Raw genomic sequence first — 26,877 nt, forward strand, 5'->3', positions numbered from 1 at the left:
ACTCAAAATCCAATGAGAGTTATTTATTCGAGTGTCGAATACTTTCGCCACTGGAGATTAATACATCGGGAACACATTTAAAATCTATAACCCCGGTCGCTAATTGCTCGGTAACCGGTAACACTCGGAATAAACAGGCATCCAATAGCCGATGCAGGTAGGTCTCTCCCTCCTTGATAGCACCCAACACCCCGGCATTCACGAAATACGTACCTGGATTCAAGTTACACTCAAATGCGAACTCAACTTGGATCACAGTTCCGGCTGATACATAACTGATGGCATCTTGAGGATTTAGAGCGGTCGCAGCACCACCCAGTTCGACGCCGGCTAACGTTTTGATCATCATGCCAAAGCGCACACCCGTCGCAGCGACTGCAAACTCAACTTTGTAGGTGTAACGATAGGTACGCCCGCGCTTCAAACAATTAACAGGCTCGCCGGCAAGATCGACGATCCTCGGTAAATGAATGACCGCACCATGGGACTCATAGGCGAATTCACTTTTGGAAATCAGATGAGGGTCATAGAACTCTTCCACCTCATCAACATGACTCTTCGATGCCGACGACTGTGCCGGCTCAGACATTGAGTTCAATGTCAATAGCGCTACATCGCCTTCACTGCTGACCGCTGCACGGATACTCTCAATTTTTTCGCTAGGCGCATAAAGCAGTTTTTGATATTTTCCGATAACGCTTTTAGGCGTACCTTCCGTGAGCTTATCGCCATTATCCAAAAGAATGGCGCGATCACACAGCTCAACAATCGCGCTGCCCGAATGTGATACAAACAGGATTGTTGCACCGTTGGCTTTGATCGCCTCGATTCGTGCAAAACATTTGCGTTGAAATAGCTCATCCCCTACCGACAATGCTTCATCGACGATAAGAATTTGAGGGTCGACGTTAATTGCCACAGCGAACGCAAGGCGAACCATCATCCCACTTGAATACGTCTTGACCGGCTGATCAATAAAGTTGCCGATCTCAGCGAACGCTTCTATTTCAGAAAATCGTGCATCGGTTTCCTCTCGTGACAGCCCGAGCACAGCAGCATTCATATAGACGTTTTCACGCCCACTAAAGTCTGGATTAAAGCCGGACCCCAACTCTAGCAATGCCGCAACTCGCCCAGACGTTTGAACATCCCCTGAGGTTGGCGTTAACGTACCACAGATGATTTGCAACAACGTGGACTTGCCGCTACCGTTGCGCCCGATAATACCCACGGTCTCACCTTTGCGGACCGCAAAGGAGACGTCACGCAGCGCCCAAAACTCTCTAAAGTATTGTTTGCGTCGACCATTAAACATTTGTAAAAACCGGTCGCGAGGATTGTCGTAAATGTGAAAGCATTTACTGACGCCGCTTACTTTTATCGCAATATCAGAGCACATCGGAGAACCCTTTTCGCATTTTCTGGAACCATACAAATCCTGCCCAGAATACGACTAACGCAATGAGTAAGTACTGGAAAAGCCCCACAAAGTCTGGCGCCTTGCCCCAAATTAAGACATCTCGGGCTTGCTCAATGATAAACGTCAAAGGGTTTGCCATGATGAGTGGTTGGAATTCCAGCGGCAAGTTCTTTACTGGGAAAAACACCGGCGCCAAAAACATCATCATGGTTGTAATAATGGTCACCGTTTGCCCTACGTCCCGAAGGAAAACGCCAAGCGATGCGAGAAACCATGCCAATCCCAGTGCAAGAACCAATAGCGGAAAAAGCACCAACGGAAGGTACAACATATGCCAATCGGGCATATCAATAAGAATGGAGTACGCGAACAGCCAAACAGTCAAGCTGACCAACGCGTGAAATAGCGCAGCGCAGGCTGCGACGACGGGCAAAATCTCGAGGGGGAAAACCACTTTTTTCACATAGTTGACATTTCCCACGATCAAGCCCGGGGCACGGTTAAGAATCTCCGCAAAAAGACCGTAGACAATCATGCCGATAAAAAGCACGACAGCAAACATCGCTTTGCTTTCTTCTACCCCATTTTCTGCCATTCCCCAACGAGAGCGGAATACCACGGAAAATACAAAAGTGTAGACAGCGAGCATCAGTAAAGGGTTGAGAAAAGACCACCCTAATCCGAGAAACGACCCTTTGTAACGACCTATCACTTCACGTTTGGTCATTTGGCCAATTAACTGGCGATTCACCCACAGACTACGCAGCAACGCCCATATCGATATGGGTTGGGGAGCATGCGGGTTCATAGCTTGACTCCTGGATTCACTGTTACAGCACGTTGAATATAAATAATGATAACCGCTCTCCTAATACCCGACTCACCTGCTTCCGAGTAGAAAGTGGATAGGCAGTCGTAGTGTCACAATGTGTAAAATACTAAAGGCCGTCCCAGAAACCGCCAAGGGGCTCCTCTAAATAGAAGGAGCCACTGAAGCGAAGGCTTTCAGTCATACATTCGCGTGTGACCGTTAAAAGCCCGAATCATCCACAACGCACCTAATAATGAGCCTGACACTGGACAACATCCTGCAACCTCACCCTTTACGCTTGCCGCTTCTCTTCGACACCGAGTAATAGTACCAAGCCTAATACCATGATTAAGGGTATTGCCCCAAACAGGTACCTGAAATCCGAAGCAATACTGGTCGGTAGGAACGAGCCATACATCAAGATCGTAGCGAGTGCAATACTTGCGCCTATCGCCTTTACAGCACCGGGTAAGGTCTTGCGCCCACCAACGACAGCAATAACAACTAGTAACCCCATCCAGAAAAAATGTCGATAGATTGGCCAATTGAAAAAATAGGCGGCCATGTCATAGACTTTCTGAGCACGCTGCGTTGTACCTTGTTTAATGCTAACCGCTGCGAAGTAGTCAGGGCGACCCTCAACCCCAACGAAGACCGGCAACGTACCATTAAGCCCACGCATTCCTAGCAAAGTTGCAAAGGTAGTTGCTCGATGCTCCAGATAAGCGCCTGGGTTTTGTTTAACCATCGCCCACCAGGCCTGTCGTAGAGTTTCGGGTGGAATGGCCGCCAACCAGTCGTGCACAACCGGGTTCAGATCAAGGAAATCAATTCTGCTTGGATCATAGGCAGCCTTGATCGCAGTAAACTGCTCTTCAGTAATCGGGAAAACAAAATCACCAGGGGAGCGTTTTGAATCACTGATGATCCCCGCCAAGTCAAACTGCATGATACCGCGGAAGCCAACAGAGCTCGCGCGATCATCGGCGCCCTTGATCGTGGAGTTGACCTGGTGCTGAATACCCCAGACAACGCCCACGAACAACACGACAATCACTGCAGCCGCCAGGAGCTTTCTACTGGGTTTGAAAGAGTAATAAGCGAGGATTGGCGACAGCAAAAGTACCGGCGCCATGAATACCCCTTGCTGACGAGCCTGATAGCCAGCGCCAAGCAGGACGATGGACAAACCGATGCAAGAGTAACGACGTAGCGATGACCCCACGGTGGCGGCAATCGCACAGGCGCATGCGGCGGTTAATAAAGATGCAAACAACACATCCTTCCATACGATCCCTGCGTAAATGAAAATGATCGGGTTCATTATCAACAGGAATGCAAGGACCACTCGCCATGTAGCAATTTCATCAAAGCCACACGCTGCGCGTATTTGCAACATCGTCAATGCGACAGCGGCAAAGGCACCGTAAAGCAGCACCGCATTGATCAGCACGAACATGGCGGTTGAGAGTTCCCCCCCTCCGAGCCAATGGAGCAAAGCCGACATGAACGGCGGACTCCAACTCACGGACTGCCCTGTATAGGCCTCGTACAGTTGTATGCTGGAGTCCATCGACATTTGCCCTGGCGCATGTATAGCAATCGCTGCACAGGCAAGCAGCGCGGTGAGCAAAATGATAAGGCGGCTCACGTGGCCAGCCCTGATAGCGCCCAATGCATTTGCCCTCTTGTTTTGAAGCGTACCTTCCCGCTGCTGATTAACATCCGTTAACGGCATCACATCTAATCCTTTTCAAGCAATCGGGGTCATCGCGAAATACGTTTGACGATACCGGGAACACCTTCTGTACGCAGCACTTCCCACGCACGTTTAGCCAACTTCACACCGTGACTTGGATCGTCTAGCGCCTGGCCTAAATGTTCACGGACGCGACTGGAACTGAATACGGCCGGCACTCCACCCGCTTGATATCCTGGAGTCAGCGCAGACGTGACCCGCAACGTCTCAGCGGCCGACGTCTTGGCGTCGAAAAACGCAGGGAACTCAACACGTCCCTGGGACTCCCACCAAGCCAGATAGCCACCGCCTTCGGTTGCAAAAGGATCCGGAAACGCTTGTTGCAAGTCCAGACGCTCCCGATAAATGAGGCGTGCGGCCTTTGGAATAGGGGTACCGTCCGCAAAACGCGAGAATGCCCAAGGCACTTGGCTCAAAGGGTCTTTGCCAAGATCAGCAATAGTCTCTGTGTACCATTTGATCAACGCATGCGCGGTCGGCTGGTCAGCGGCATTTTTCCAAGCCATGGTCTTATGCGCACCGCTGTCAAAACCAGTGAAGTGATAGAAGCCAAGAGGCTGGCCGTCCACCAACACTTTATCTGGCAATTCACCGGTAATCTGGCGAGTTGTAATGTTCCACGGTGCCACGTTCAGGCGCGACGTGCGAAGGATGCATACGCCTTCAAAGAACGCCGGCACGAGATCAATCCAGCGCTGATCGGTGAACAACCCGTTGTGAATCTCGGCACGACAGAAGTAGTAAAGGCGATCCGACCACCAGCGAGCAAACTGCTTACCAATTTCCGTAGGGGCTACCGCGAGGAAGCCCAGATTATAAATACCGTGCTTCAGGCTCGATATTTCGTTATCCATGATCGCAGCCAAGTTAGGCTCTGGAGTCACTTGATGAGGCGTCAGCGCGATATTTGAATGCTGGATAGCTTCCAGCACGTCATTAAGTGGTGAAAACAGCACGGTGTCAGGGTCGAGGTAGATCACCCCTGCACAGTCAGGACGATCAAGCAGGTGAGCAAGAAGGAACGGCTTGATGGCCGTCGACAGCTCTACGATGGTATGGCAAAACGCCCAACCATTTGCATCCGGAATATCGAGGCTGCTGATGGGATGAATTTCATCAAACGGCTCTGCGGACAGGTCTAAACCGGCGGGCACTTCATCCGATAACGCCAAATGCACGACCCAGTCAGGATGGTATTTTTTAATCGATTCGACCAATGCCCGTACTTTTGGAATGTAATTACAGGCCGCGCTGGTATAAACATGTATTTTTTTCAAGAGATGACCTTAAGACTTAAAGGGTGAAGAGAACGATCGAAAGCCAAGATATCCTCGAGCAAGCCCGGCCCATCTTGTCGTTTTGCGATGTAACCGGTGTCGAGACTGCGCACCAAATCGGCTTGAGCTCCCAGGTCGAGACATATCAATGGAAGTTTCATCGAGAGGATTTCATGCGCAACAAAGGAAAATGTTTCAGGGCAAATTGAAGGCAGGAACGCAATGCTGATGCCATGTTTTTCTACAATCTTTGGCAAATCGTCTTGTGCATAGGGACCTGTTTCCTTCACCACATCCGCAGGACAAGGCGCATCAACGTTTCCAATTACGACAATTCGAACTGGCGCGTCCGCTTGACGAATAGCTTCGGCCAACCCCTCCAATACACCTGCCCCTTTGTGATGGGAAATCGCGCCAATGACGCCAATCGTCAGGTACTTTTGCGGCTGTTTTGGGAGGCTAACTTCGCGCAGCGGCTCCACATAATGCGGAGAAAGCTTGGCACGGGCTCCCAGGCCCGGATAAGCGCGCTCAAGTAGCGTTCGAGATGAAGTTGAAAAACAACGGATCTCGTCAGCTGCACGCAGCAATTCACCCCACATCTCACGCCAGCGTTCAATTGAACGTTCGCCCGCCAGAGAGACAAATCCATCAGGATGATTACTCAGGCACTCATTACAACGCGATACTGAAGGTATGCCGCAGTACTGCCCCTTATCATCCAGAAGGAAATGCGACGGGCAGACAAGAAAGTATTCATGTATCGCCACCACCAGGTTAGTCTTGGTTCGCTGTTTCAACGCCAGCATGAACGCCCTGACGCTTTGGGGCTGTGGAAAAGAGACAGCGCAGTTAAAAAACACTTCCTTAAGATTTGCACGCACTAACAGTTCGGCCAGGCTGTCCAAATTCGCGAGTTTGCACGAATAAGACCCGCTACGATCCCGAATTTCTACGAACGTCTGCATTGAGGACACGCGAAAGCTGAGCAAGATGACGGTATCACCTGCCGCCCTCCAATCAGCAGCCACCCGTTCGCGGAAAAGATTGGCGCCGCCGCCCATCGAATGATCAATCAATAAACGGCATGGGCGGTTCTTCAAACGGGCAGCAAGAGCGACCTCGTCCTGACTCAGCAGCGCTGGATTGCGCCCGCGATAACGCAGGCACTTCCTGATCAGCGTTTTAAAATTCCCACGGCGCAAATAAGCCCAGGCTCGCTTGGCAAGATATATGTTTTCCGCGACTTCAGTGTTGGGTGTAGCGTCAGGCGCCGACAGAACCAGTTCGTGGCGACCGACGGCGCCAGCCGCCATTTCAAACACCAGCTCGACCTTTACAGGATCCTCGGCGCCCCAACCGGCAATCACCATAAAACCTGAGTTGGCCGCGCGATCGTTATTCGGAAACGCTGCAGCGACGTCTTCGCGCGCTCTGCCCAACGACACCGCAACGCGCTCCACACGCCCATCCGCAAACCCCATGCAAAGGTGCGCCTGAAAAATCGTATGCTCATGGTCAAGCGCCCACCCGAAGCCGAACAGACCATAGGGGTGGCGAACGAAATGATCCATTTGGCAGATTAGGGTTGTCGAGCGTACCTCAGGTTGCTTGAGACGCTGAAGGTTGGGATCAACTACATCCATGTATATCGGTTCCAGTATCGATTTATTGCCACAAAGTTCTTCGACATGAGCCAAAGTCACCTACTTAAGTTTAGGGCCCAGCTCTGGTCTGTCTTGCAACGACTCTGCTGCAATCACTTGCGTCACACCGAAATTCGATGCCTGTAAATTAGCCAGTTCTAATGCCTCTTGCTGCTGCCCCACGATCTGTTCGGCGTAAGCCAAAGCATTGCTGGTCAGCATGAGTTGAGCATCAAGCTTTTGCATCTGCTCCAGACGCTCAAATGCGAGAGACTCTGCCTCTTGGAAGTGCAACTGCATCTCATCGCTTCGCTTGGATGCTTCCTGCTGTTCGCTTACAAGCCGCTCAGCGAGTGCGAGTGCAGCACTTGTTTGAATCAATTGGGCATCGAGCTTTTGCATCTGCTCCAAGCGCTCAATCGCTAACAGCTCGGTTTCACGGAATCGAGAGCAGGCTTCATCCTGACGTGCGATTAAATGATGCTGGTCCAACACGATCTGCTCGGCACGTGCGAGTGCGGTGCTGGTTTCCATTAACTGGGCGTCCAACTTCTGCATTTGCTCCAAACGCTGGATGGCTAACAACTCCGCCTCCCGAAAACGCGCCGACACCTCTGCTGTACGCTCGAACGCTTCGCGCTGCTCACTGACAATTTGTTCCGCGCGGTTGAGTGCTGCGCTCGTTTCAAGTAATTGGGCATCCAGCTGTTGCATTTGCTCCAAGCGCTGGATCGCTAATAGTTCCGTCTCTTGAAAATGCGCCAGCACATCATTTGTTCGCTGGGACGCGTCCTGTTGTTCTAGGACAATCCGCTCTGCACGGGAAAGCGCTGCACTTGTTTCGAGCAGTTGAGCATCAAGCCGTTGCATGTGCTCCAGACGCTCAATCGCTAACAGCTCAACCTCATGGAATCGCGAGCACACCTCGTTCTGACGCTCGATGACACCTTGCTGATCAAACACGATCTTCTCGGCACGCGCGAGCGCATCACTTGTCTGGTTCATCTGAGCATCAAGCTTTTGCATTTGCTCTAGACGCTCAACTGCCAGTAATTCGAATCGGTGAAGACGAGAACATGCATCATCCCTATGTTTAGCCTCTTCCTGCTGACGCAACACTATCTGCTCGGCTCGAGCCAGAGCATCGCTGGTCTGTATCAGTTGAGCATCAAGCTTCTGAGTCTGGTCCAGACGGTCAAGCGCCATTTTTTCGGCCGCTTCCAGTCCCTTGCTCAACGCACCAATGCGTGATTCCATGACCGAAAGCTGCCGATCATTCTGAAAGAATTTCTGTACGGAAATTAGTTCCGGGATGATATCACATTGATACTGACCGATTATCCCCTTCCACTGAACGCTCTCTCGGAAAGCCCTCGGAGACATGCCAACTTTTATTGCGCTGCATAAAGCCTCATAGGCCTTCACGACCAGCGGCGGCAGAGTTTCCTGACTCGTATCAGCACCATGGGTCAGCGCAGGGGCAATGAAGTCGCTCGCGAAACTTGTAACGATGTCCGGATCAGGTGTCAAACTCAACCAATCTGCAACGTCGGTTAAAAAAGCCGCTGGTTCATTAAGCAAATGATCAAATGCGAAAAATCTCATGTCCTCAGCGACGTCCAGATACTCCAACGCTCCGAACAAGTGAGTCATCCACAGCCACGCTGCTCGCTCAGCGGAAATACCATCACGCCGAGCCAGAGAATGCGCAACCTCAGTTGGATTGCGCACCACCATCATCAGCTTCGGTTTGACGCTTAATCGAGAGAACACTTGCCCCCAAAACGGCGCAAGCTGACACATCCTAGGATCTTTAAATCCCCAAGCGGGCGTATCACCAAATAGACCTCGAACCAAATCGACAGCCTCGTCGACAGACTCATCCCATCGGCTATCTCGCTCAAGACTAGGAGGCAGCGGCGAGTCCCAGCGACGATCATATAAGGCCAGCAATCTGTTATTAAATTCGACAACCCGGCGCTCTTCGAAATACCCCTTGGGGTTCCATTCGTCACCTTGAAACAACGAACTGCCCATCACCAGACCTAACTGTTCAAGGCCTGCCGCGATGGCGCTGGTGCCACTACGATGCATACCCAGCACGATCACTACATTCTTATTCGCGTCAACTGGATACATTATTGAGAACTCTGCTTATTGACATTCTGACGAAAATGGCCGATGACCTTTTAACGAATTGGATAACCTGCTCAGAGGGCAATGGATGTATCGTAAATGACACACCACTGGAACGCCGAGCAAGCGACGCGCCTATGGGCTAATGGAGAAGTAGCGGGCGACCACTTTTCCTAGCATAGAGCCCCTAAGCGCGCATAGGGGTTCAGATTTTTTTCATGACGGTTGCAAGCATAAGCCCTAGATTTCCAAGGAACGTCTGCCGATACAACCCCGCCAACCACATACCCGAAACTCGCCGAACAATACTCTGCTTGCGCGCTCCCTTGAAATGAGCAAGCGTTACCTGATTGTCACTGCGCAGCCGATGATGCATGACCTCCAACGCCTGTATATTTTGCTCGTTCCATTCGTGAAAGCGCCCTTGAAAAACCATTCGCAACCGAATCAAGCGCGCAAGCCAACCGGAGTTGCTGCCAACCACATTCTCAGCATGCTGCCTATATTTCATTTTGGGCTCTGGGTCGTAATAAACGTCACCGCCCACACCTGACACCAACTGATAAAGCCACCAATCATGCGCAGGGACATTCAACTCCGAGCCCGCCTCGCACAATAGCGAATGGGCAGCCCGATTGAAGACCATCGTGTTACCACCAGCAATACTTTGAACCAGCGCATTACTGAAGCGTGGCGCGAGTCGAAAGTGAGGTGAGTAACCTATGTGGGCACCGTCCTCCCCGATCAGTTGAGTTCGACCACAGTAAAGTCCAGGGCGGTCAGCTGGCACGGTCTGCAACCAAGACAGCGCATGCTCCAACTTGTCGTCATTCCAGATGTCATCCTGATCGGACCAGGCGAAAAAGTCGGCCTCAATGTCTACCTGAGAACTCAGCGACAAAAAATTGGCAGCAAACCCTCGTTTTGGGCCGTCTAAAATTCGCAGGCGATCATACCCCCATCGATTACGGCAGCCTTCCAAAAGCGCAACAGTCCCGTCTTGAGAGCCGTCATCAGACACCATCAAGGTCCAGTTGGGATGAGTCTGGCGCTCCAATGAATCGAGCTGCTCAGTAAGAAATGCCTCGCCGTTGTAGGTGCACATTAGCACCACGACTTTAGCTCCGCGAATATCGCGCGATTGCAAGCGAGAAGGACTACACAATGTGGTAATAGACACGAATATCCCGTCGCGACGAACTGCCAAACCTGTAGGAAACAGGGATGTACGCCGTAAGAAAGTACGAATTATTACAGCTATTTTCAAAACGTACAATCTGACGCATTGACCAATGGTCGATATTCAAAACTCAAAGCACCAATATCGCAGCAGTTTGCGTCAAGAAACCGACTTTAGAGCCTTCGCCCGCCCCTGAACCGCTAATACAGTAGTGGCGCGAGCGACAGCAGAGAGCGGCATTTTGCCATCATCTATATATTCACAGACCTCACCAATAAGGTTGATGATTTCAAATAAAACCGCCATCGGCAGATGCCGACAAAATTCAATGCCAAAAAGTTCATTACTTTTTTTAGATATAATTGTTTTTAAACCACTGGCATTTATAACAGGCGTGTATAGAGCGAACAATGCGATGCCATTCGCACCAAAGTGAAGCGTGATCCACATCAAATGATCCTGAATGCACGCAAAAGGTACTGGAGTACCACCTTGATTCATTCCACTATATGGACCACACATGCCTTCGCCTGCTCGCAAACGGCACCGAATGAGTCGCTAAAAATTAGCCAGATGGCACGAAACACCCTATTCAAGTTGGAGCAAGGATGAAGACCAAAACCATCGCGATTATTGGCGCAGGCTTCTGCGGCTCAGTATTAGCAGTGCATTTATTGCGTACCCCCACCTCCACTCCCGTTAAAGTCCTACTAATCAGTCGGCCCGGCGCCAAGGCCCGAGGGGTGGCCTACGGCACCCGCGCGTCTTCACATGTACTCAACGTACCCGCAGGCAGAATGAGTGCTCTGACTGACAATGACGACAGCTTTTACGAGTACGCAAAACGCCTTTATCCGGACGTCACCCCCGCCTCATTTGTCCAAAGACAACTGTATGGTGACTATCTAGAAGCATTGCTTAACGATGCCTCGCATAACGCGGCTCATGACAACGAGCTATGCAACGTGACTGGCGAGGTGCTGGAAGTAGTCCCCAATACAGAGAGCGACGGAGCTCGCGTCCTGATGAAAAATGGGGACCATTTTGATGTCGAGACAGTCGTCCTGAGCATCGGCAGCTGCGCTCGCCAACGACCGTCAACGACAGCAGAGAGTCAGACGTTTTACGAAGACCCGCGCTACATTCATGACCCATGGCAGGCCGAGTCGTTAGCCCGTATAGAAAAAAACAGCCCGGTGTTCTTGATTGGCAGCGGATTGACCATGCTGGACGTAGTACTTGACCTGCGCGATCGCGGACACCAGGGCATGATCCATGCAGTTTCTCGTCGCGGTCTATCCCCCCAACCTCACCGAGTACTGAGCTCACACCCCCAGTATGATGGCCAGCTGTCTCAACACATGCTTGAGCACTGCACAATACGCCACTATCTGCGTGAAGTTCGCAACGCAATAAAGCTTCAGGCGCTTGAGGGGGGCGATTGGCGTGACGTGATTGGCGGACTGAGATCCACCACCTCTCAACTGTGGCATGCACTCCCTATCCCCGAGCGACAACGCTTTTTGCGCCACGTACGCCCTTACTGGGACACCCATCGCCACCGCTGCGCACCGCAGGCGGGAGCACGCTTGCAGGCCGAGATTGACAGCGGCAGCCTCAATCTCTTCGCAGCACGGGTAACCGGCTACGAATCAAACTCGGAAGGCGTCAGCGTTCATATTCGCCGCCGCAAAGCAAAGAACGAGGAAAACATTAAAGTGGATGCCGTCATTAATTGCACGACACCAGCGTTTGATCTCCGACAATTGGACGATCCACTTCTCGAGTCGCTGCGAACTAGGGGCCTGCTGAAACCCGATGCACTAGGGACCGGCATGGAGATCACCCCTTCAGGCGCGCTGGTCAATAGCGACGGCGCGGAGTCGCGTTGGCTGTATTACGTCGGCCCCTTCCTACAAGCACGCGACTGGGAAGCCACCGCCGTACCCGAGCTACGGGAATACGTAAAGCGCATGGCGGACACCCTTGCTAGCGCACTCGTCCGTCAGTAATCCGCGAATCTTGCCCTCCTCCGCCCACAAAGGCGAAGGAGGGAGATACAGCCTGCTAACCTCTACGAAACACAACCCCCAACCCAACAACGATCAACCCCATCCCCAGCACGCTCAACAGCGCAAGCCGATTGCCAAAGATCAGGTAATCCATAACCGCCGTTACCGCCGGCACCAGGTAAAACAGGCTGGTGACATTCACCAGATTGCCACGCGCGATCAGTCGATACAGCAGCAGCGTCGCCAGCAACGACACCACCAGGCCCATCCACAGCACCGGCAGGTAAAAGCTCGCGCTTTGCTCAAAGTGGAACGGCTGGAACGGCACAAACACCGCGCACAGCAGCAGCCCTGCCACGTACTGCACCGGCAGCGTGCCCAACGGATTGTCGGTGATGCGTTTTTGCATGATCGAACCCAGCGTCATGCTGGCCAGCGCCAGCAAGCCGAACAGCATCCCGGCCAGGGACATACCCGACAGCCCGATGCCCTGATAGACCACCATGATCAACCCCGCCAACCCCAGCCCAAGGCCGAATAACCGGCTTAACGAGCGCTGACGCTCCATCAGCACCACCGTGAGGATCGGCTGCACGCCCATGATGGTGGCCATCATTCCTGGCGTGACTCTGAGGTCCAGGGCCAGCAGGTAGAAAATCTGATACGCGCCCAACAACACCAGGCCGGTCGCCGCCGCATACAGCATGGGTTTGCCGGGGCGCGGCAGTTTCAGCTTGAGCATTGGCACCAGGATGACCAGGCCCGCCAGGGCGATGGCAAAACGGATCAATAAGAAGGCAAAGGGTGAAGCGTGGGCCAGGCCCCACTTGGAGAAAATCGCCCCGCTGCTCCACAGCAGGACAAACAGGCTCGTCGAGGCCGCCGCGGCCACGGATTGTTTCGAAAGAACAGACATGGTTACCACCTGTCATCAGGCAAAAAAAGCCGATTCAGCAGACGCTGAGATTCAATAGGTTTTTTTCAGGCGGGCAGACGGGAACAGCAATTTGCTGATCAGCCCGAAATGCCAACACCCGGCGGTGATACGACTGCGTACACCGGCGTGCTACTGACAGGTGGGGGATAGTGACTGATCTGCGCAGGCTGCTTATTCGCGCACGGCACGACCACAGCGTTGACCGCTGAATCGACTACCGCTATGCGCTGGAAAGCTGGCATGTGCTGATCTTTTTGAAGGGATTGAGACCTGCGGACTATAACCAGCTGCCAAGCGATTTTGCAATCACTTCACCCAGGCGTTTTGCGTGGAAGAGTTTTCATGCCTGCAACGAAAGTCGGTCGCTATAATGCCGGCCAGTTTTTTTCAAGGATTTCACATGATTGCTCTGCCCTGGCTGTACCTGCTGCTTCTTTCCATTGGCTATGTACTGGCCTTGACCTACGGGCAACTGGGCATGCTGGCGGCGGTTTCCGTAGTCATGCTGCTGATTGCGGGTTACGCCGTGCGCCAGCAACGCAATCCTTGGGCGCGTTACCTCGGACACGGCTTGTTTATCGTGCTGGCGCTGGGCCTGGCGATGCATTGGTTGCCAGGTTTCTACAACGGCCGCGGGATCGCGCCTCAACGCTTTACGCCTGATTCGGTGCCATTTTCGATGTACCTCAACCAGGACAAACCGTTGATCGGCTTCTGGCTGCTGCTGGCCTGCCCCTGGATCGTGGCACGCAGGTCATTGCGCCTGTCGATCTGCGTGACTGCGCTGGCGTTGACCCTGACAGCCGTTGCAGCGTTGGGCGGCGCAATGTTGCTGGGGATGATCAGTTGGGCGCCCAAATGGCCGGAACAGGCGTGGTTGTGGGTATTGAACAACCTGCTACTGGTGACCCTGGTTGAAGAGGCGTTGTTTCGTGGCTACATCCAGGGCGGCCTGAGCGAGCGCTTCAAACACCTGCCTTATGGCGAGAATGTGGCGCTGCTGCTGGCCTCGCTGCTATTCGGTTTGATGCACCTGGGCGCAGGTTGGCATTGGGTATTGCTGGCAAGCATCGCCGGGGTCGGTTATGGCCTGGCCTATCGCTTTGGAGGGTTGGGCGCGGCAATCGCCACGCACTTCGGGCTGAACCTGCTTCACTTCGGGCTGTTTACCTACCCGATGCTGGCCGGCTGATTATTGCAAAAATAAGTTAAATAAAAGCCCGCAAGCGCCGATAACCCCTGAAAGCCTTGCGGATTGAACAACCATGCGTAATAACCAACCCGTTACCCAGCGCGAACGTACCTTCCCCGCTCAGCAACGGTTGATCTCCACCACAGACGCCAAAGGTGTAATCACCTACTGCAACGACGCTTTTGTCGAAATCAGTGGGTTCACCCGCGACGAGCTGGTCCGAGCGCCGCACAACCTGGTGCGTCACCCGGATGTTCCGTCGGCTGTGTTCGCGCACATGTGGTCCACGCTCAAACAAGGCTTGCCATGGATGGGCATCGTCAAGAACCGCTGCAAGACCGGCGATCACTACTGGGTTAACGCCTACGTGACGCCGGTCTTCGATGGCAACCAGGTGATCGGCTACGAATCGGTGCGCATCAAGCCCACCGCCGAGCAGATCCGCCGGGCCGAAGCGCTCTATCAACGCATCAACCAGGGCAAGTCCGCCGTGCCGCAGCGCGACAAGTGGCTGCCGGTGTTGCAGGACTGGCTGCCGTTTATCCTGGTCAGCCAGCTGAGTTTCATGATCGGTGCATCGCTCAATTCCCACTGGGGTTTTGCCCTGGCGGCGGGCCTGTCGGTGCCACTGGGTCTATTGGGGCTGAGCTGGCAGCAGCGCGGCCTCAAGCGTTTGCTGCGTTTGGCTGAGCAGACCACCTCCGACCCGCTGATCGCGCAGATGTACACCGACAGCCGTGGCGCGCAGGCGCGGCTGGAGATGTCGATTCTCAGCCAGGAAGCGCGGCTGAAGACCTGTCTTACACGCTTGCAAGACACGGCTGAACACCTGAACGACCAAGCGGCGCAGTCCAATACCTTGGCGCATAACAGTTCCAGCGGCCTGGAACGCCAGCGTGTAGAGACCGAACAAGTAGCCACGGCGGTCAACCAGATGGCAGCGACCACTCAGGAAGTCGCCAGCCATGTACAGCGCACGGCGGACGCCACCCAGGAAGCCAATCGCCTGACCGGTCGCGGCCGCGACATCGCCGGGGAAACCCGCGAGGCGATCCAGCGCCTGTCGGTGGCCGTGGGCGAGACGGGTGTGACCGTCACCCAACTGGCCAAGGACAGCGATGAAATCGGCGGTGTGGTCGATGTGATCAAAGGCATTGCCGACCAGACCAACCTGCTGGCACTGAACGCAGCCATCGAAGCGGCCCGCGCCGGTGAGATGGGCCGAGGTTTTGCGGTGGTGGCTGACGAAGTTCGCCAACTGGCGCAGCGCACTGCCGAGTCCACCGGACAAATTCATACGCTGATCGCCAAGCTGCAACACACCGCAGCGGCGGCCGTGCAAACCATGGACGCCGGGCATCGCCAGGCCGAAGAAGGTGTGGCGCGGGTGATGGAGGCGGATCAGGCGCTGGTGGGCATCAGTGAGGCGGTGGCCAATATCACTGACATGACCACGCAGATTGCCGCAGCTACCGAAGAGCAAAGCGCAGTAGCCGAAGAGATCAGCCGTAACATCAGCACGATTGCGCTGTTGGCGGATCAGACCTCGGAACAGGCGATGAACTCGGCGCAGTTGAGTGAGGAGCTGACGCACACCGCCAATACCCAGTATTCGCTGGTAGAGCGTTTTAACCGGTAAATCGCTATCGCAGGCAAGCCAGCTCCCACATTTGAAGGTATTCACAATTCAAAATGTGGGAGCTGGCTTGCCTGCGATGGGGCCCTAACAGGCGCCCAAAAACCCAGCCACCTTCACCGCAGCCGCCTCCAAATGCTGCTCATGACCAAACCCCGAAGCCTTCAACGGCTTCAAATCATGATCCCCCGCCACCAGCCACATCACTTCGATGCTTGGCGATAACGCATACCCTTCCACCGCCGCCCGGTTACCCAGCGCATCGCGCTCGCCCTGCACAATCAACGTCGGCGTCTTCAACCCGGCCAGATGTTCGACTCGAGGTTTTTCCGGCTTGCCCACCGCATAAAACGGATAACCCAAACACACCAGCGCGTCAGCCCCCAGCTCATCGGCCAACAAACTGGCCATACGCCCACCCATGGACTTGCCGCCAACCGCCAGCGTCCCAGCGACATGACGTCGCACCTCGGCATACACCTCGCGCCAGCATTCGAGCAGTTTCGGCGCCGGGTTCGGCGGGCGTTTACCGCCGTCCACGCGGCGTTGAGCCATGTACGGGAACTCGAAGCGCAACACGTTCACGCCATGTCCGGCAAGGCGTGCAGCCATGTCGTTCATAAAGGCTGAGTCCATCGGTGCACCGGCGCCGTGGGCCAGGATCAGTGTCGCCGGCGCACGCGCGATAGACCCCGTCGCGGCATTCCACAACCAGCCATGTTCCCGTACACACTGCGCCCATTGATCCCCGTCAATACTGGCCTTGTGCTCTTTGCCCATGCTTGCCTCGCTTTTTAGTCTGCCTATAACTCCAGCCCAAGTGCCGCATTTGCTTGGGTTGAACCGTGGATGGGGAACCATGAACACTACTTTAAGTACCGCCTATAACTACAAGGTGGTCCGCCAATTCGCCATTATGACGGTGGTGTGGGGCATCGTCGGCATGGGGCTCGGGGTTTTTCTCGCCGCCCAATTGGTATGGCCTGCGCTCAACTTCGATTTACCCTGGACCAGCTTCGGCCGTTTGCGCCCGCTGCACACCAACGCGGTGATCTTTGCCTTTGGTGGCTGCGCACTGTTCGCCAGCTCGTTTTACTCGGTGCAACGCACCTGCCAAACCCAGCTGTTCGCGCCGAAAATCGCCGCGTTCTGCTTCTGGGGCTGGCAGCTTGTGATTGTGCTGGCCGCTATCAGCCTGCCACTGGGCTACACCACATCCAAGGAGTACGCCGAGCTGGAATGGCCGATCGCCATTCTTATCGCCGTGGTCTGGGTCGCCTACGGTGTGGTGTTCTTCGGCACGGTGATGAAGCGCAAGACCAAGCACATCTATGTCGGCAACTGGTTCTTCGGTGCGTTTATCATCACCGTGGCCATTCTGCACATCGTCAACCACGCGTCCCTGCCAGTGAGTTGGACCAAGTCCTACTCGGCCTATGGTGGTGCGACGGATGCGATGGTGCAGTGGTGGTACGGGCATAACGCGGTAGGCTTTTTCCTCACCGCAGGCTTCCTGGGGATGATGTACTACTTCGTACCCAAACAGGCCGAGCGTCCGGTGTATTCCTATCGCTTGTCCATCGTGCACTTCTGGGCGCTGATTACCCTGTACATCTGGGCCGGCCCCCACCACTTGCACTACACCGCGCTGCCGGACTGGGCACAGTCGCTGGGCATGGTGATGTCACTGGTACTGCTGGCACCCAGCTGGGGCGGCATGATCAACGGCATGATGACCCTCTCGGGCGCCTGGCATAAGTTGCGCAGCGACCCGATTCTGCGCTTCCTCGTGGTCTCCCTGGCCTTCTACGGCATGTCGACCTTCGAAGGGCCGATGATGGCCATCAAGACGGTCAACGCCCTCTCCCACTACACCGACTGGACCATCGGCCACGTACACGCCGGGGCGCTGGGTTGGGTAGCGATGATTTCCATCGGCGCGCTGTACCACATGATCCCGAAAGTCTTTGGCCGCGAGCAGATGTACAGCCTCGGCCTGATCAACGCGCACTTCTGGCTGGCCACCATCGGCACCGTGCTCTACATCGCTTCGATGTGGGTCAACGGCATCGCCCAGGGCCTGATGTGGCGTGCGGTCAACGAAGACGGCACCTTGACCTACTCCTTCGTCGAAACCCTGGTGGCCAGCCACCCTGGCTTCATCGTGCGGCTGGTGGGTGGTGCGATCTTCCTCAGCGGCATGTTGCTGATGGCTTACAACACCTGGCGCACCGTGCGTTCGGCGCAACCTGTCGAAGCCACTACCACTGCGCAGCTGGCCTGAGGAGTCGATGATGAAACACGAAACGATTGAAAAGAACGTCGGCCTGTTGATGCTGCTCATGGTGCTTGCCGTGAGCATCGGCGGCCTGACCCAGATCGTCCCGCTGTTCTTCCAGGACGTCACCAACAAACCGGTGGAAGGCATGAAGCCCTACACCGCGCTGCAGCTTGAAGGCCGCGACATCTACATCCGCGAAGGCTGTGTGCAGTGCCACTCGCAGATGATCCGCCCGTTCCGCGCCGAAACCGAGCGCTACGGCCACTACTCGGTAGCCGGTGAAAGCGTGTGGGACCACCCGTTCCTGTGGGGTTCCAAGCGCACCGGGCCGGACCTGGCACGCGTTGGCGCACGTTACTCGGACGACTGGCACCGCGCGCACTTGTACAACCCGCGCAACGTGGTGCCGGAGTCGAAAATGCCAGCCTACCCATGGCTGGTCACGGCCCCGGTCGACAGCAGCCACACCGAGACCAAGTTGAAGGTGATGCGCACCCTCGGCGTGCCGTACACCGACGACGACATCAGTGGCGCCGTCGCCAGCCTCAAGGGCAAGACCGAGATGGACGCGCTGGTTTCGTACCTGCAAGTGCTCGGCACTGCCATCAAGAGCAAGAGGTGAGCCATGGGATTTGAATTCGATGCGGGCACCATCCGCGGCCTTGGCACGCTGGTGGTCGCCATCGCCTTTATCGGCCTGTCGCTGTGGGTGTTCAACAACCGGCGCAATGCGGACTTCGAGCAGGCCCGCCTGCTGCCGTTTGCCGATGAACCTTCTCCATCCGACGCTCAAGAAGAGCCTGCAACAAGGAGCACCCGCCCATGACTACCTTCTGGAGTACATGGATCTGCGTACTGACCCTCGGCAGCCTGATCGGCCTGACCTGGCTACTGATCGGCACCCGCAAGGGCGAGACCAAGGGCAGCGTGGACCAGACCATGGGCCACGCCTTCGACGGTATCGAGGAATACGACAACCCGCTGCCCCAGTGGTGGTTCATGCTGTTCGCCGGCACCCTGGTGTTTGCCGTCGGCTACCTGATCCTCTACCCGGGCCTTGGCAACTGGAAAGGCGTGTTGCCGGGCTATGAAGACGGCTGGACCCAGACCAAGGAATGGGACAAGGAAATGGCCAAGGCTGATGCCAAGTTCGGGCCGATCTTCGCCAAATTCTCGGCCATGCCGGTGGAAGAAGTGGCCAAAGACCCGCAGGCGCTGAAAATGGGTGGGCGCCTGTTCGCCTCCAACTGCGCGGTGTGCCACGGCTCGGATGCCAAGGGCGCGTATGGTTTCCCGAACCTGGCGGACAACCTCTGGCGCTGGGGCGGCTCGGCTGAGGCGATCAAGGCCACGATCATGAGCGGGCGCCATGCGGCAATGCCGGCCTGGGGTGAAATCCTCGGTGAGGACGGCGTTAAGAACGTCGCCGCCTATGTGCGTCATGACTTGGCCAAGCTGCCATTGCCGGCTGACAACACGGCCGACCTGGTAGCCGGCCAAGCCGCGTTCAACACCACCTGCGTGGCGTGCCACGGCCCACAAGGCCACGGCATGGAGCCCATGGGCGCGCCGAACCTGACCGAGCCTGCCGGCTTCATCTACGGCACCAGCCTGGCCCAGTTGCAGCAGACCATCCGCCATGGTCGCCAAGGGCAGATGCCGGCGCAGGATGTACTGCAAGGCAATGACAAGGTGCACCTGCTGGCAGCCTATGTGTACAGCTTGTCCCACACCGCTGATGGCGCAACGCCAGAAAGCCAACCTGAGTAACTGCTGAATGCCTCCCCCTGATCAGGGGAGGCCCGCTTAACTGTGGCGAGGGAGCTTGCTCCCGCTGGGCTGCGAAGCGGCCCCAAAATCCTGGGAGCGCTACGCACTCCAGCGCGAGCAAGCTCCCTCGCCACAGGTTCACCTCGCGGCCAAGTGTCGCACCCTTCCCAAGTCCAACTTTCCCCTCCTCACTTTCGGGTCTACGCTTGTTCCCACAGTGGACCAATCCTGGCCTACGCGACGGTATTCGTTGCGCCCCTGAAAATTCCTGTCCACTTGATCAGCTTTCCATTTCCGATTTTGTCCCTACGTAAAACATGGAAAGGGCGCAGAATCTGGCTCGGAACGCATTGATACAGGTCAGTCATTGCGTTGCAATGGCCCCTCGCTTTCTACATACTTGCGGCCGATTTTACCTATAAAAAAACCTAAACCGTGGAACCTTAGAATGAGCACAGCAATCAGTCCGACTGCTTATAACTATAAGGTCGTCCGCCAGTTCGCCATCATGACGGTGGTCTGGGGGATCCTTGGCATGGGGCTCGGGGTGTTTATCGCCTCGCAACTGGTGTGGCCGGAATTGAATTTCGGTTTGCCCTGGACGACCTTCGGCCGCCTGCGCCCGCTGCACACCAACCTGGTGATTTTCGCCTTCGGTGGTTGTGCGTTATTTGCCACTTCCTACTATGTCGTGCAGCGAACCTGCCAGACGCGACTGATCTCCGATGGCCTCGCCGCCTTCACCTTCTGGGGCTGGCAAGCCGTAATCCTCGGCGCCATCATCACCCTGCCGCTGGGCTACACCACCACCAAGGAATACGCCGAGCTGGAATGGCCGATCGCGATTTTGCTCGCCATCGTCTGGGTGACCTACGCCCTGGTGTTCTTCGGCACCATCGTCAAGCGCAAGACCAAGCACATCTATGTCGGTAACTGGTTCTACGGTGCCTTCATCCTGGTGACGGCGATGCTGCACATCGTCAACCACGCTTCCCTGCCCGTGAGCTGGTTCAAGTCCTACTCGGCCTATGCCGGGGCGACCGATGCGATGATTCAGTGGTGGTACGGCCACAACGCCGTGGGGTTCTTCCTCACCACCGGTTTCCTGGGGATGATGTACTACTTCGTGCCCAAGCAGGCCGAACGCCCGATCTACTCGTATCGCCTGTCCATCGTGCACTTCTGGGCGCTGATCACCCTGTACATCTGGGCCGGTCCCCACCACCTGCACTACACCGCACTGCCGGATTGGGCGCAGTCGCTGGGCATGGCCATGTCGATCATCCTGCTGGCGCCAAGCTGGGGCGGCATGATCAACGGCATGATGACCCTGTCGGGCGCGTGGCATAAATTGCGCACCGACCCGATCCTGCGCTTTCTGGTGGTATCGCTGGCGTTCTACGGCATGTCGACCTTCGAAGGGCCGATGATGGCCATCAAGACGGTCAACTCGCTGTCCCACTACACCGACTGGACCATTGGCCATGTACACGCCGGCGCGCTCGGCTGGGTGGCGATGATCTCCATCGGCGCGCTGTACCACATGATCCCCAAACTGTTCGGCCGCCCACAGATGCACAGCGTTGGCCTGATCAACACCCACTTCTGGCTGGCCACCATCGGCACCGTGCTCTACATCGCCTCGATGTGGGTCAACGGCATCACCCAGGGCCTGATGTGGCGTGCCATCAACGATGACGGCACCCTCACCTACTCCTTCGTCGAAGCGTTGCAAGCCAGCCACCCGGGCTACATCGTCCGCGCCATCGGTGGTGCGTTCTTTGCCAGCGGCATGCTGTTCATGGCCTACAACGTCTGGCGCACCGTGCGTGCTTCCGACCCGGTAGAAGCCGAAGCCGCCACCAAGATCGCCGTTGTGGGAGCTCACTGATGAAGCATGAAGTAGTCGAGAAGAACATCGGCCTGCTGGCCTTCTTCATGGTCATCGCCGTGAGCATCGGCGGCCTGACCCAGATCGTTCCGCTATTTTTCCAGGACGTGACCAACAAACCCGTAGAAGGCATGAAGCCGCGCCCAGCGCTTGAAGTTGAAGGCCGTGACGTGTTCATCGCCAACGGCTGTGTAGGTTGCCACTCGCAGATGATCCGCCCATTCCGCGCCGAAACCGAACGCTACGGCCACTACTCGGTGGCCGGTGAAAGCGTCTGGGACCACCCGTTCCTGTGGGGTTCCAAACGAACCGGCCCGGACCTGGCCCGTGTCGGCGGGCGCTACTCCGATGACTGGCAGCGCGCGCACTTGTACAACCCGCGCAACGTAGTGCCTGAGTCGAAAATGCCGGCGTACCCGTTCCTGGTGGAAAACAAGCTCGACGGCAAGGACACCGCCAAGAAGCTCGAAGTCTTGCGCACTCTGGGCGTGCCCTACACCGATGAAGACATCGCCGGTGCAGCCGCTGCGGTGAAGGGCAAGACCGAAATGGACGCACTGGTGGCCTACCTGCAAGGCCTTGGCACCATCATCAAAAGCAAACGGTGATCTTCATGGATATCGGGATGATTCGTGGCCTGGGCACCGTTGTGGTGATGGTGGCCTTTGTCGGCCTGGCGCTGTGGGTGTTCAGCCCGCGCCGCAAGTCGGAGTTTGACGACGCGACCATGCTGCCCTTTGCAGATGATCCCGAGGCCATCAAGCACGTCGAGCAAGCTTCTAGGAGTAACAAAGAATGACTACGTTCTGGAGTCTGTACGTCACAGTCCTCAGTCTGGGTACCATTTTCGCCCTGACCTGGCTGCTGCTGTCGACCCGCAAGGGCCAGCGCACCGAGCAGACGGACGAGACCGTCGGCCACTCGTTCGACGGCATCGAGGAGTACGACAACCCGCTGCCCAAATGGTGGTTCATGCTGTTCGTCGGCACCATCATCTTCGCCCTCGGCTACCTGGCGCTGTACCCCGGCCTTGGCAACTGGAAAGGCCTGCTGCCAGGCTACAACTACCTCGACAACGACAAGCAAACCCCTTTCGCCAACGGCCAGACCGGCTGGACAGGCGTGCACGAATGGGAAAAGGAAATGGCCAAATCGGACGCCAAGTTCGGCCCGATCTTCGCCAAATTCGCTGCAATGCCGATTGAAGACGTCGCCAAAGACCCGCAAGCCTTGAAGATGGGTGGCCGTTTGTTCGCCTCCAACTGCTCGGTGTGCCACGGCTCCGACGCCAAGGGCGCCTACGGCTTCCCTAACCTGACCGACGCCGACTGGCGCTGGGGCGGCGAACCAGCCACCATCAAGGAAACCATCATGAAAGGCCGCCATGCGGTGATGCCGGCCTGGGCCGATGTCATTGGCGAACAAGGCGTGGCCGACGTGGCGGGCTTTGTGGTGACTAACCTCGATGGCCGCAAACTGCCGGAAGGCGCCAAGGCCGACGTGGCCAACGGCGCGAAACTGTTCGCCGCCAACTGCGTGGCCTGCCACGGCCCGGCCGGTAAAGGCACGCCAGCAATGGGCGCGCCGGACCTGACCCACCCGGGTGCATTCATCTACGGCTCAAGCTTCGCGCAATTGCAGCAGACCATTCGTTATGGCCGTCAGGGCCAGATGCCGGCGCAGGAGTTGCTGCAAGGCAATGACAAGGTGCACTTGCTGGCAGCGTATGTTTACAGCCTGTCCCATGGGGATAAGCAGGCTGAGGAGCAGTAAGCTCTCGGCAAACGACAAAGCCCCGCAGTGCGGGGCTTTTTTATGCCGGGATGGTTTTCTGCCGGGCTGGGACGATTGCAGCGCATGACCATTCGGAACCTTGCACTTGCTGCGCGCCGACGCAAAGTAGTAACGTTACTACATTAAATTTGCCGAAGGGGAATACCCCATGACCATCACTACCATTTCCAGCCGTGAATTCAATCAAGACACAAGTGGTGCCAAAAAAGCCGCCAGTAAAGGCCCGGTTTTTATCACCGATCGCGGCAAGCCTGCCCATGTACTGCTAAGCATTGAGGACTACCAGAAACTGACAGGTTTGAACGTCGACATCGTTGACCTGTTGGTGATGCCGGAAGCGGCCGAAATCGACTTCGAAACCGAACGCGCCGTGATCACCCACCGACCTGTGGACCTCTCTTGATGTATCTACTCGACACCAACGTAATCTCCGAACTTCGCAAACCCCAGGCCGACGCTAGAGTAGTAGCCTGGGCAAAAAGTGTTATCGCTCCGCGCATGTTCATCTCGGCCATTACGCTGAAGGAATTGGAAACCGGTGTACTGCGGATGGAACGCCGAGACCCGGTTCAGGGGAAAGTGTTACGGACATGGCTCAAACTCCACGTGATGCCAGCGTTCGATGCCAGGATACTGCCGGTTGATGCCGCCGTTGCGCTGCGTTGTGCCCATCTGCATGTGCCGGACCAGTCCAACGAGAGTGACGCGTTGATTGCCGCAACGGCTTTGGTGCACGGGCTCACCGTGGTGACGCGCAACGTCAGTGACTTCATGTCCAGCGGTGTGCCTCTGATCAATCCATGGGACGAATGACCTGCCTAGCGGCAAAAACCGGCCATACTTCACAAGTCAATTGATCCAGATCACGTACACCATCAATTGATTTCCCCCAACGCGACCAAAGGTCGCACCTGTTCAGCTGTACTAGAGGCGTATCATTACGCCACTGCAACACCCCCAATTTGACCACGGTTGGCACGTACTGGCCGAGGCAAATCTCCACCGCCGTGGGATGCAATGATGAGCAACCAGATACCGGTACATGACGTTACCCCGCCTGCCAAAAACGCCAGCAGCACTGTCGACCTCTACGCCTCGCGCGAGAAAATCTACACCCGCGCCTTTACCGGCCTGTTCCGCAACTTGCGCATGGTCGGTGGCGCCGCTCTGTTCTTGTTGTACTTCGGCACCGTGTGGCTGAACTGGGGTGGCCACCAGGCCGTCTGGTGGAACCTGCCGGAACGCAAATTCTTCATTTTTGGCGCCACTTTCTGGCCTCAGGATTTCATCCTGCTCTCGGGCATTCTTATTGTGGCGGCCTTTGGCCTGTTCTTTATCACCGTGTACGCCGGGCGCGTGTGGTGCGGTTATACCTGCCCGCAAAGCGTGTGGACATGGATCTTCATGTGGTGCGAAAAGGTCACCGAAGGCGACCGCAACCAGCGCATCAAGCTCGACAAGGCGCCGATGGGCGCGAACAAATTCCTGCGCAAGTTCAGCAAGCACACGCTGTGGCTGATGATCGGCTTTGTCACCGGCATGACCTTCGTCGGCTACTTCTCGCCCATCCGCGAGCTGGTGTTCGACTTCTTCACCGGCCAGGCCGATGGCTGGTCGTATTTCTGGGTCGGGTTCTTCACCCTGGCCACCTACGGTAACGCCGGTTGGCTGCGTGAGCAGGTGTGCATCTACATGTGCCCGTATGCGCGTTTCCAGAGCGTGATGTTCGACAAAGACACCCTGATTGTTTCCTACGACCCGCGCCGTGGCGAAGTGCGTGGCCCGCGCAAAAAAGGCATCGACTACAAGGCCCAGGGGTTGGGCGATTGCATTGACTGCACGATGTGCGTGCAGGTGTGCCCCACCGGCATCGACATCCGTGACGGCCTGCAAATCGAGTGCATCGGTTGCGCCGCGTGTATCGACGCCTGCGACAACATCATGGACAAAATGGACTACCCGCGCGGCCTGATCAGCTACACCACCGAGCACAACCTGTCCGGGCAGAAAACCCATAAGTTGCGCCCGCGCCTGATCGGTTATGCCTTGGTGCTGCTGGCGATGATCGGTCTGTTGGCCGGTGCATTTTTCATGCGCTCGCTGGTCGGCTTCGACGTCAGCAAGGACCGCGTGCTGTACCGCGAAAACGCCGAAGGCCGCATCGAAAACGTCTACAGCCTGAAGATCATGAACAAGGACCAGCGCGACCACACCTACGTGCTCGACGCCTCGGGCCTGCCGGATCTCAAGCTGCAAGGCCGACGCGAGATCAAGGTCGCCGCCGGGGAGATCTTCACGATGCCGGTAGAGCTGTCCAGCGCCCCAGAGCAACTGCCGTCGAGCACCAACGAGGTGAAATTCATCCTCAAGGATGCCGACGACGACAGCGTCCACATTGAAGCCAAGAGCCGATTCATCGGCCCACAAGTCCGCTAATAACAGAGAGCACAACAATGCCCGCAGCTACTGCCGCAAGCCCTTGGTACAAGCACCTCTGGCCCTGGATCATCATTGGGATCCTGGCCTGCTCGGTGACCTTGACCTTGTCCATGGTGACCATTGCGGTGAAGAACCCGGACAACCTGGTCAACGACAACTACTACGAGGCCGGCAAAGGCATCAACCGCTCCCTGGACCGTGAGCGGCTGGCCCAGACCCTGCAACTGCGCGGCAAATTGCACTTGGACGAGTTGACCGGTGAAGTCGAGTTGCAACTGACGGGCTACAGCAACCCGAACACTCTGGAACTGAACCTGATTTCCCCGACCCAGCCGCAGAAGGATCGCAAGATCAACCTGACCCGCAGTGACAGCGAACCCGGCCGCTACATCGGCCAGGTCACCGACAAGGTAGAGGGTCGGCGCTTCGTGGAATTGCTCGGCGTGGAGGGCGACAAGACCTGGCGCCTGTTCGAAGAAGAAGAGGTCAGCCACGACAAGGACTTGCTGCTGGGTGATGAACCGTTGCAGGGTGCCGAAGACCTGAAAAAGTAAAACCCTTGCGCTTCGCGCATCGCGGGCAAGCCCGCTCCCACAGTGGATCGCGGTCTCCTGTGGGAGCCGGGCTTGCCCGCGATGAGGCCCTCCCAGCCGATATAGATTTCACACCATGACCAGCCCAACCCCCTGCTACCAC

At 56.2% G+C, this 26,877-nt stretch carries 25 protein-coding genes; 15 read left to right on the plus strand and 10 right to left on the minus strand.

The genetic code is table 11. The features are described 5' to 3' along the window. Nucleotides 1–19: 19 nt before the first annotated feature. The 8 genes from GIW48_RS06615 to GIW48_RS06650 all read right to left on the minus strand — a co-directional run bounded on the left by GIW48_RS06615 (nucleotide 20) and on the right by GIW48_RS06650 (nucleotide 10,679). Nucleotides 20–1,399, minus strand: coding sequence for an ABC transporter ATP-binding protein (locus tag GIW48_RS06615; protein WP_017134827.1), 1,380 nt, complete (start codon nucleotides 1,397–1,399; stop codon nucleotides 20–22). Next, on the minus strand, nucleotides 1,389–2,228 hold the full coding sequence (locus tag GIW48_RS06620; protein ID WP_236460286.1) for an ABC transporter permease: 840 nt from the start codon (nucleotides 2,226–2,228) through the stop codon (nucleotides 1,389–1,391). Before GIW48_RS06620 ends, GIW48_RS06615 begins: the two co-directional genes overlap by 11 nt. Before the next feature lie 295 nt (nucleotides 2,229–2,523). Further along, nucleotides 2,524–3,969 carry a hypothetical protein gene (locus tag GIW48_RS06625; protein ID WP_017134825.1) on the minus strand — a complete coding sequence of 482 codons (1,446 nt, stop codon included), beginning with the start codon at nucleotides 3,967–3,969 and terminating at the stop codon, nucleotides 2,524–2,526. Nucleotides 3,970–3,998: 29 nt separating this feature from the next. Continuing rightward, nucleotides 3,999–5,267, minus strand: coding sequence for a hypothetical protein (locus GIW48_RS06630; RefSeq protein WP_026013508.1), 1,269 nt, complete (start codon nucleotides 5,265–5,267; stop codon nucleotides 3,999–4,001). Then, a complete protein-coding gene (locus GIW48_RS06635; RefSeq protein WP_176991418.1) occupies nucleotides 5,264–6,913 on the minus strand; it encodes a glycosyltransferase in 1,650 nt (549 codons plus the stop codon). Before GIW48_RS06635 ends, GIW48_RS06630 begins: the two co-directional genes overlap by 4 nt. A 60-nt stretch (nucleotides 6,914–6,973) precedes the next feature. After that, entirely contained in the window at nucleotides 6,974–9,052 is a 2,079-nt protein-coding gene (locus GIW48_RS06640) for a sulfotransferase family protein (protein ID WP_017134822.1), read from the minus strand. 202 nt (nucleotides 9,053–9,254) lie between these two features. Then, the gene (locus GIW48_RS06645; protein WP_329606007.1) at nucleotides 9,255–10,229 is read right to left on the minus strand and encodes a glycosyltransferase family 2 protein; all 975 of its coding nucleotides are present in this window, start codon (nucleotides 10,227–10,229) and stop codon (nucleotides 9,255–9,257) included. 159 nt (nucleotides 10,230–10,388) lie between these two features. Further along, entirely contained in the window at nucleotides 10,389–10,679 is a 291-nt protein-coding gene (locus GIW48_RS06650) for a hypothetical protein (RefSeq protein ID WP_176991419.1), read from the minus strand. Nucleotides 10,680–10,837: 158 nt separating this feature from the next. On the opposite strand from GIW48_RS06650, the gene GIW48_RS06655 reads away from it, so the two are divergent. Beyond that, nucleotides 10,838–12,241 carry an FAD/NAD(P)-binding protein gene (locus tag GIW48_RS06655; protein WP_017134820.1) on the plus strand — a complete coding sequence of 468 codons (1,404 nt, stop codon included), beginning with the start codon at nucleotides 10,838–10,840 and terminating at the stop codon, nucleotides 12,239–12,241. 55 nt (nucleotides 12,242–12,296) lie between these two features. Here the strand turns inward: GIW48_RS06655 and GIW48_RS06660 are convergent, their stop codons facing one another. Further along, nucleotides 12,297–13,157 carry a DMT family transporter gene (locus tag GIW48_RS06660; RefSeq protein ID WP_236460285.1) on the minus strand — a complete coding sequence of 287 codons (861 nt, stop codon included), beginning with the start codon at nucleotides 13,155–13,157 and terminating at the stop codon, nucleotides 12,297–12,299. Between the two features lie 421 nt (nucleotides 13,158–13,578). Between GIW48_RS06660 and GIW48_RS06665 the strand changes: the two genes are divergently transcribed. Then, a complete protein-coding gene (locus GIW48_RS06665; protein WP_026013506.1) occupies nucleotides 13,579–14,370 on the plus strand; it encodes a CPBP family intramembrane glutamic endopeptidase in 792 nt (263 codons plus the stop codon). Between the two features lie 73 nt (nucleotides 14,371–14,443). Then, complete coding sequence (locus GIW48_RS06670; RefSeq protein WP_056861515.1) at nucleotides 14,444–16,009, plus strand: methyl-accepting chemotaxis protein; 1,566 nt, start codon at nucleotides 14,444–14,446, stop codon at nucleotides 16,007–16,009. A gap of 84 nt (nucleotides 16,010–16,093) precedes the next feature. Here GIW48_RS06670 and GIW48_RS06675 read toward each other — a convergent pair whose 3' ends face one another. Continuing rightward, a complete protein-coding gene (locus GIW48_RS06675) occupies nucleotides 16,094–16,786 on the minus strand; it encodes an alpha/beta family hydrolase (RefSeq protein ID WP_236460284.1) in 693 nt (230 codons plus the stop codon). Between the two features lie 79 nt (nucleotides 16,787–16,865). Between GIW48_RS06675 and ccoN (GIW48_RS06680) the strand changes: the two genes are divergently transcribed. From ccoN (GIW48_RS06680) to GIW48_RS06735, 12 genes are all read left to right on the plus strand, one after another. Then, a complete protein-coding gene (ccoN, locus tag GIW48_RS06680; protein WP_099548824.1) occupies nucleotides 16,866–18,290 on the plus strand; it encodes a cytochrome-c oxidase, cbb3-type subunit I in 1,425 nt (474 codons plus the stop codon). A 10-nt stretch (nucleotides 18,291–18,300) separates the two neighbouring features. Then, nucleotides 18,301–18,909 carry a cytochrome-c oxidase, cbb3-type subunit II gene (gene ccoO, locus GIW48_RS06685; protein WP_017134815.1) on the plus strand — a complete coding sequence of 203 codons (609 nt, stop codon included), beginning with the start codon at nucleotides 18,301–18,303 and terminating at the stop codon, nucleotides 18,907–18,909. Nucleotides 18,910–18,912: 3 nt separating this feature from the next. Then, nucleotides 18,913–19,113, plus strand: coding sequence for a cbb3-type cytochrome oxidase subunit 3 (locus GIW48_RS06690; RefSeq protein WP_017134814.1), 201 nt, complete (start codon nucleotides 18,913–18,915; stop codon nucleotides 19,111–19,113). Beyond that, nucleotides 19,110–20,057, plus strand: a complete 948-nt coding sequence (gene ccoP, locus GIW48_RS06695; protein WP_170039234.1) for a cytochrome-c oxidase, cbb3-type subunit III — start codon at nucleotides 19,110–19,112, stop codon at nucleotides 20,055–20,057. The genes GIW48_RS06690 and ccoP (GIW48_RS06695) overlap by 4 nt, the downstream gene beginning before the upstream one ends. 448 nt (nucleotides 20,058–20,505) lie before the next feature. After that, nucleotides 20,506–21,948 (plus strand): cytochrome-c oxidase, cbb3-type subunit I, encoded by a 1,443-nt coding sequence (ccoN, locus tag GIW48_RS06700; protein WP_099548822.1) that lies wholly within the window; start codon nucleotides 20,506–20,508, stop codon nucleotides 21,946–21,948. Continuing rightward, nucleotides 21,948–22,556, plus strand: coding sequence for a cytochrome-c oxidase, cbb3-type subunit II (ccoO, locus tag GIW48_RS06705; protein ID WP_053257425.1), 609 nt, complete (start codon nucleotides 21,948–21,950; stop codon nucleotides 22,554–22,556). Before ccoN (GIW48_RS06700) ends, ccoO (GIW48_RS06705) begins: the two co-directional genes overlap by 1 nt. 5 nt (nucleotides 22,557–22,561) lie before the next feature. After that, on the plus strand, nucleotides 22,562–22,747 hold the full coding sequence (locus GIW48_RS06710) for a CcoQ/FixQ family Cbb3-type cytochrome c oxidase assembly chaperone (RefSeq protein WP_005790274.1): 186 nt from the start codon (nucleotides 22,562–22,564) through the stop codon (nucleotides 22,745–22,747). Next, complete coding sequence (gene ccoP, locus GIW48_RS06715) at nucleotides 22,744–23,721, plus strand: cytochrome-c oxidase, cbb3-type subunit III (RefSeq protein ID WP_017134812.1); 978 nt, start codon at nucleotides 22,744–22,746, stop codon at nucleotides 23,719–23,721. The genes GIW48_RS06710 and ccoP (GIW48_RS06715) overlap by 4 nt, the downstream gene beginning before the upstream one ends. A 169-nt stretch (nucleotides 23,722–23,890) precedes the next feature. Further along, on the plus strand, nucleotides 23,891–24,145 hold the full coding sequence (locus tag GIW48_RS06720) for a type II toxin-antitoxin system Phd/YefM family antitoxin (RefSeq protein ID WP_017134811.1): 255 nt from the start codon (nucleotides 23,891–23,893) through the stop codon (nucleotides 24,143–24,145). Next, on the plus strand, nucleotides 24,145–24,555 hold the full coding sequence (locus GIW48_RS06725) for a type II toxin-antitoxin system VapC family toxin (RefSeq protein ID WP_236460283.1): 411 nt from the start codon (nucleotides 24,145–24,147) through the stop codon (nucleotides 24,553–24,555). Before GIW48_RS06720 ends, GIW48_RS06725 begins: the two co-directional genes overlap by 1 nt. 207 nt (nucleotides 24,556–24,762) lie before the next feature. Further along, nucleotides 24,763–26,178: a cytochrome c oxidase accessory protein CcoG gene (gene ccoG / locus GIW48_RS06730; RefSeq protein ID WP_236460282.1), complete on the plus strand. Its 1,416-nt coding sequence runs from the start codon at nucleotides 24,763–24,765 to the stop codon at nucleotides 26,176–26,178. A 17-nt stretch (nucleotides 26,179–26,195) separates the two neighbouring features. Then, nucleotides 26,196–26,735: a FixH family protein gene (locus GIW48_RS06735; protein ID WP_017134808.1), complete on the plus strand. Its 540-nt coding sequence runs from the start codon at nucleotides 26,196–26,198 to the stop codon at nucleotides 26,733–26,735. The last annotated feature ends 142 nt before the right edge of the window (nucleotides 26,736–26,877 follow it).

Origin of the sequence: Pseudomonas sp. PA-6-3C (assembly GCF_021605825.1) — a bacterium.
GTDB classification, from domain to species: Bacteria; Pseudomonadota; Gammaproteobacteria; order Pseudomonadales; family Pseudomonadaceae; genus Aquipseudomonas; species Aquipseudomonas edaphica.

Bases quoted from the DNA above. Each gene is read 5' to 3' on its own strand.
- GIW48_RS06615 (WP_017134827.1), bottom strand. From the start codon at position 1,399: ATGTGCTCTGATATTGCGATAAAAGTAAGCGGCGTCAGTAAATGCTTT.
- GIW48_RS06620 (WP_236460286.1), bottom strand. From the start codon at position 2,228: ATGAACCCGCATGCTCCCCAACCCATATCGATATGGGCGTTGCTGCGT.
- GIW48_RS06625 (WP_017134825.1), bottom strand. From the start codon at position 3,969: ATGCCGTTAACGGATGTTAATCAGCAGCGGGAAGGTACGCTTCAAAAC.
- GIW48_RS06635 (WP_176991418.1), bottom strand. From the start codon at position 6,913: ATGGATGTAGTTGATCCCAACCTTCAGCGTCTCAAGCAACCTGAGGTA.
- GIW48_RS06640 (WP_017134822.1), bottom strand. From the start codon at position 9,052: ATGTATCCAGTTGACGCGAATAAGAATGTAGTGATCGTGCTGGGTATG.
- GIW48_RS06650 (WP_176991419.1), bottom strand. From the start codon at position 10,679: ATGTGGATCACGCTTCACTTTGGTGCGAATGGCATCGCATTGTTCGCT.
- GIW48_RS06655 (WP_017134820.1), top strand. From the start codon at position 10,838: ATGAAGACCAAAACCATCGCGATTATTGGCGCAGGCTTCTGCGGCTCA.
- GIW48_RS06660 (WP_236460285.1), bottom strand. From the start codon at position 13,157: ATGTCTGTTCTTTCGAAACAATCCGTGGCCGCGGCGGCCTCGACGAGC.
- GIW48_RS06665 (WP_026013506.1), top strand. From the start codon at position 13,579: ATGATTGCTCTGCCCTGGCTGTACCTGCTGCTTCTTTCCATTGGCTAT.
- GIW48_RS06670 (WP_056861515.1), top strand. From the start codon at position 14,444: ATGCGTAATAACCAACCCGTTACCCAGCGCGAACGTACCTTCCCCGCT.
- GIW48_RS06675 (WP_236460284.1), bottom strand. From the start codon at position 16,786: ATGGGCAAAGAGCACAAGGCCAGTATTGACGGGGATCAATGGGCGCAG.
- ccoN (WP_099548824.1), top strand. From the start codon at position 16,866: ATGAACACTACTTTAAGTACCGCCTATAACTACAAGGTGGTCCGCCAA.
- ccoO (WP_017134815.1), top strand. From the start codon at position 18,301: ATGAAACACGAAACGATTGAAAAGAACGTCGGCCTGTTGATGCTGCTC.
- GIW48_RS06690 (WP_017134814.1), top strand. From the start codon at position 18,913: ATGGGATTTGAATTCGATGCGGGCACCATCCGCGGCCTTGGCACGCTG.
- ccoP (WP_170039234.1), top strand. From the start codon at position 19,110: ATGACTACCTTCTGGAGTACATGGATCTGCGTACTGACCCTCGGCAGC.
- ccoN (WP_099548822.1), top strand. From the start codon at position 20,506: ATGAGCACAGCAATCAGTCCGACTGCTTATAACTATAAGGTCGTCCGC.
- ccoO (WP_053257425.1), top strand. From the start codon at position 21,948: ATGAAGCATGAAGTAGTCGAGAAGAACATCGGCCTGCTGGCCTTCTTC.
- GIW48_RS06710 (WP_005790274.1), top strand. From the start codon at position 22,562: ATGGATATCGGGATGATTCGTGGCCTGGGCACCGTTGTGGTGATGGTG.
- ccoP (WP_017134812.1), top strand. From the start codon at position 22,744: ATGACTACGTTCTGGAGTCTGTACGTCACAGTCCTCAGTCTGGGTACC.
- GIW48_RS06720 (WP_017134811.1), top strand. From the start codon at position 23,891: ATGACCATCACTACCATTTCCAGCCGTGAATTCAATCAAGACACAAGT.
- GIW48_RS06725 (WP_236460283.1), top strand. From the start codon at position 24,145: ATGTATCTACTCGACACCAACGTAATCTCCGAACTTCGCAAACCCCAG.
- ccoG (WP_236460282.1), top strand. From the start codon at position 24,763: ATGAGCAACCAGATACCGGTACATGACGTTACCCCGCCTGCCAAAAAC.
- GIW48_RS06735 (WP_017134808.1), top strand. From the start codon at position 26,196: ATGCCCGCAGCTACTGCCGCAAGCCCTTGGTACAAGCACCTCTGGCCC.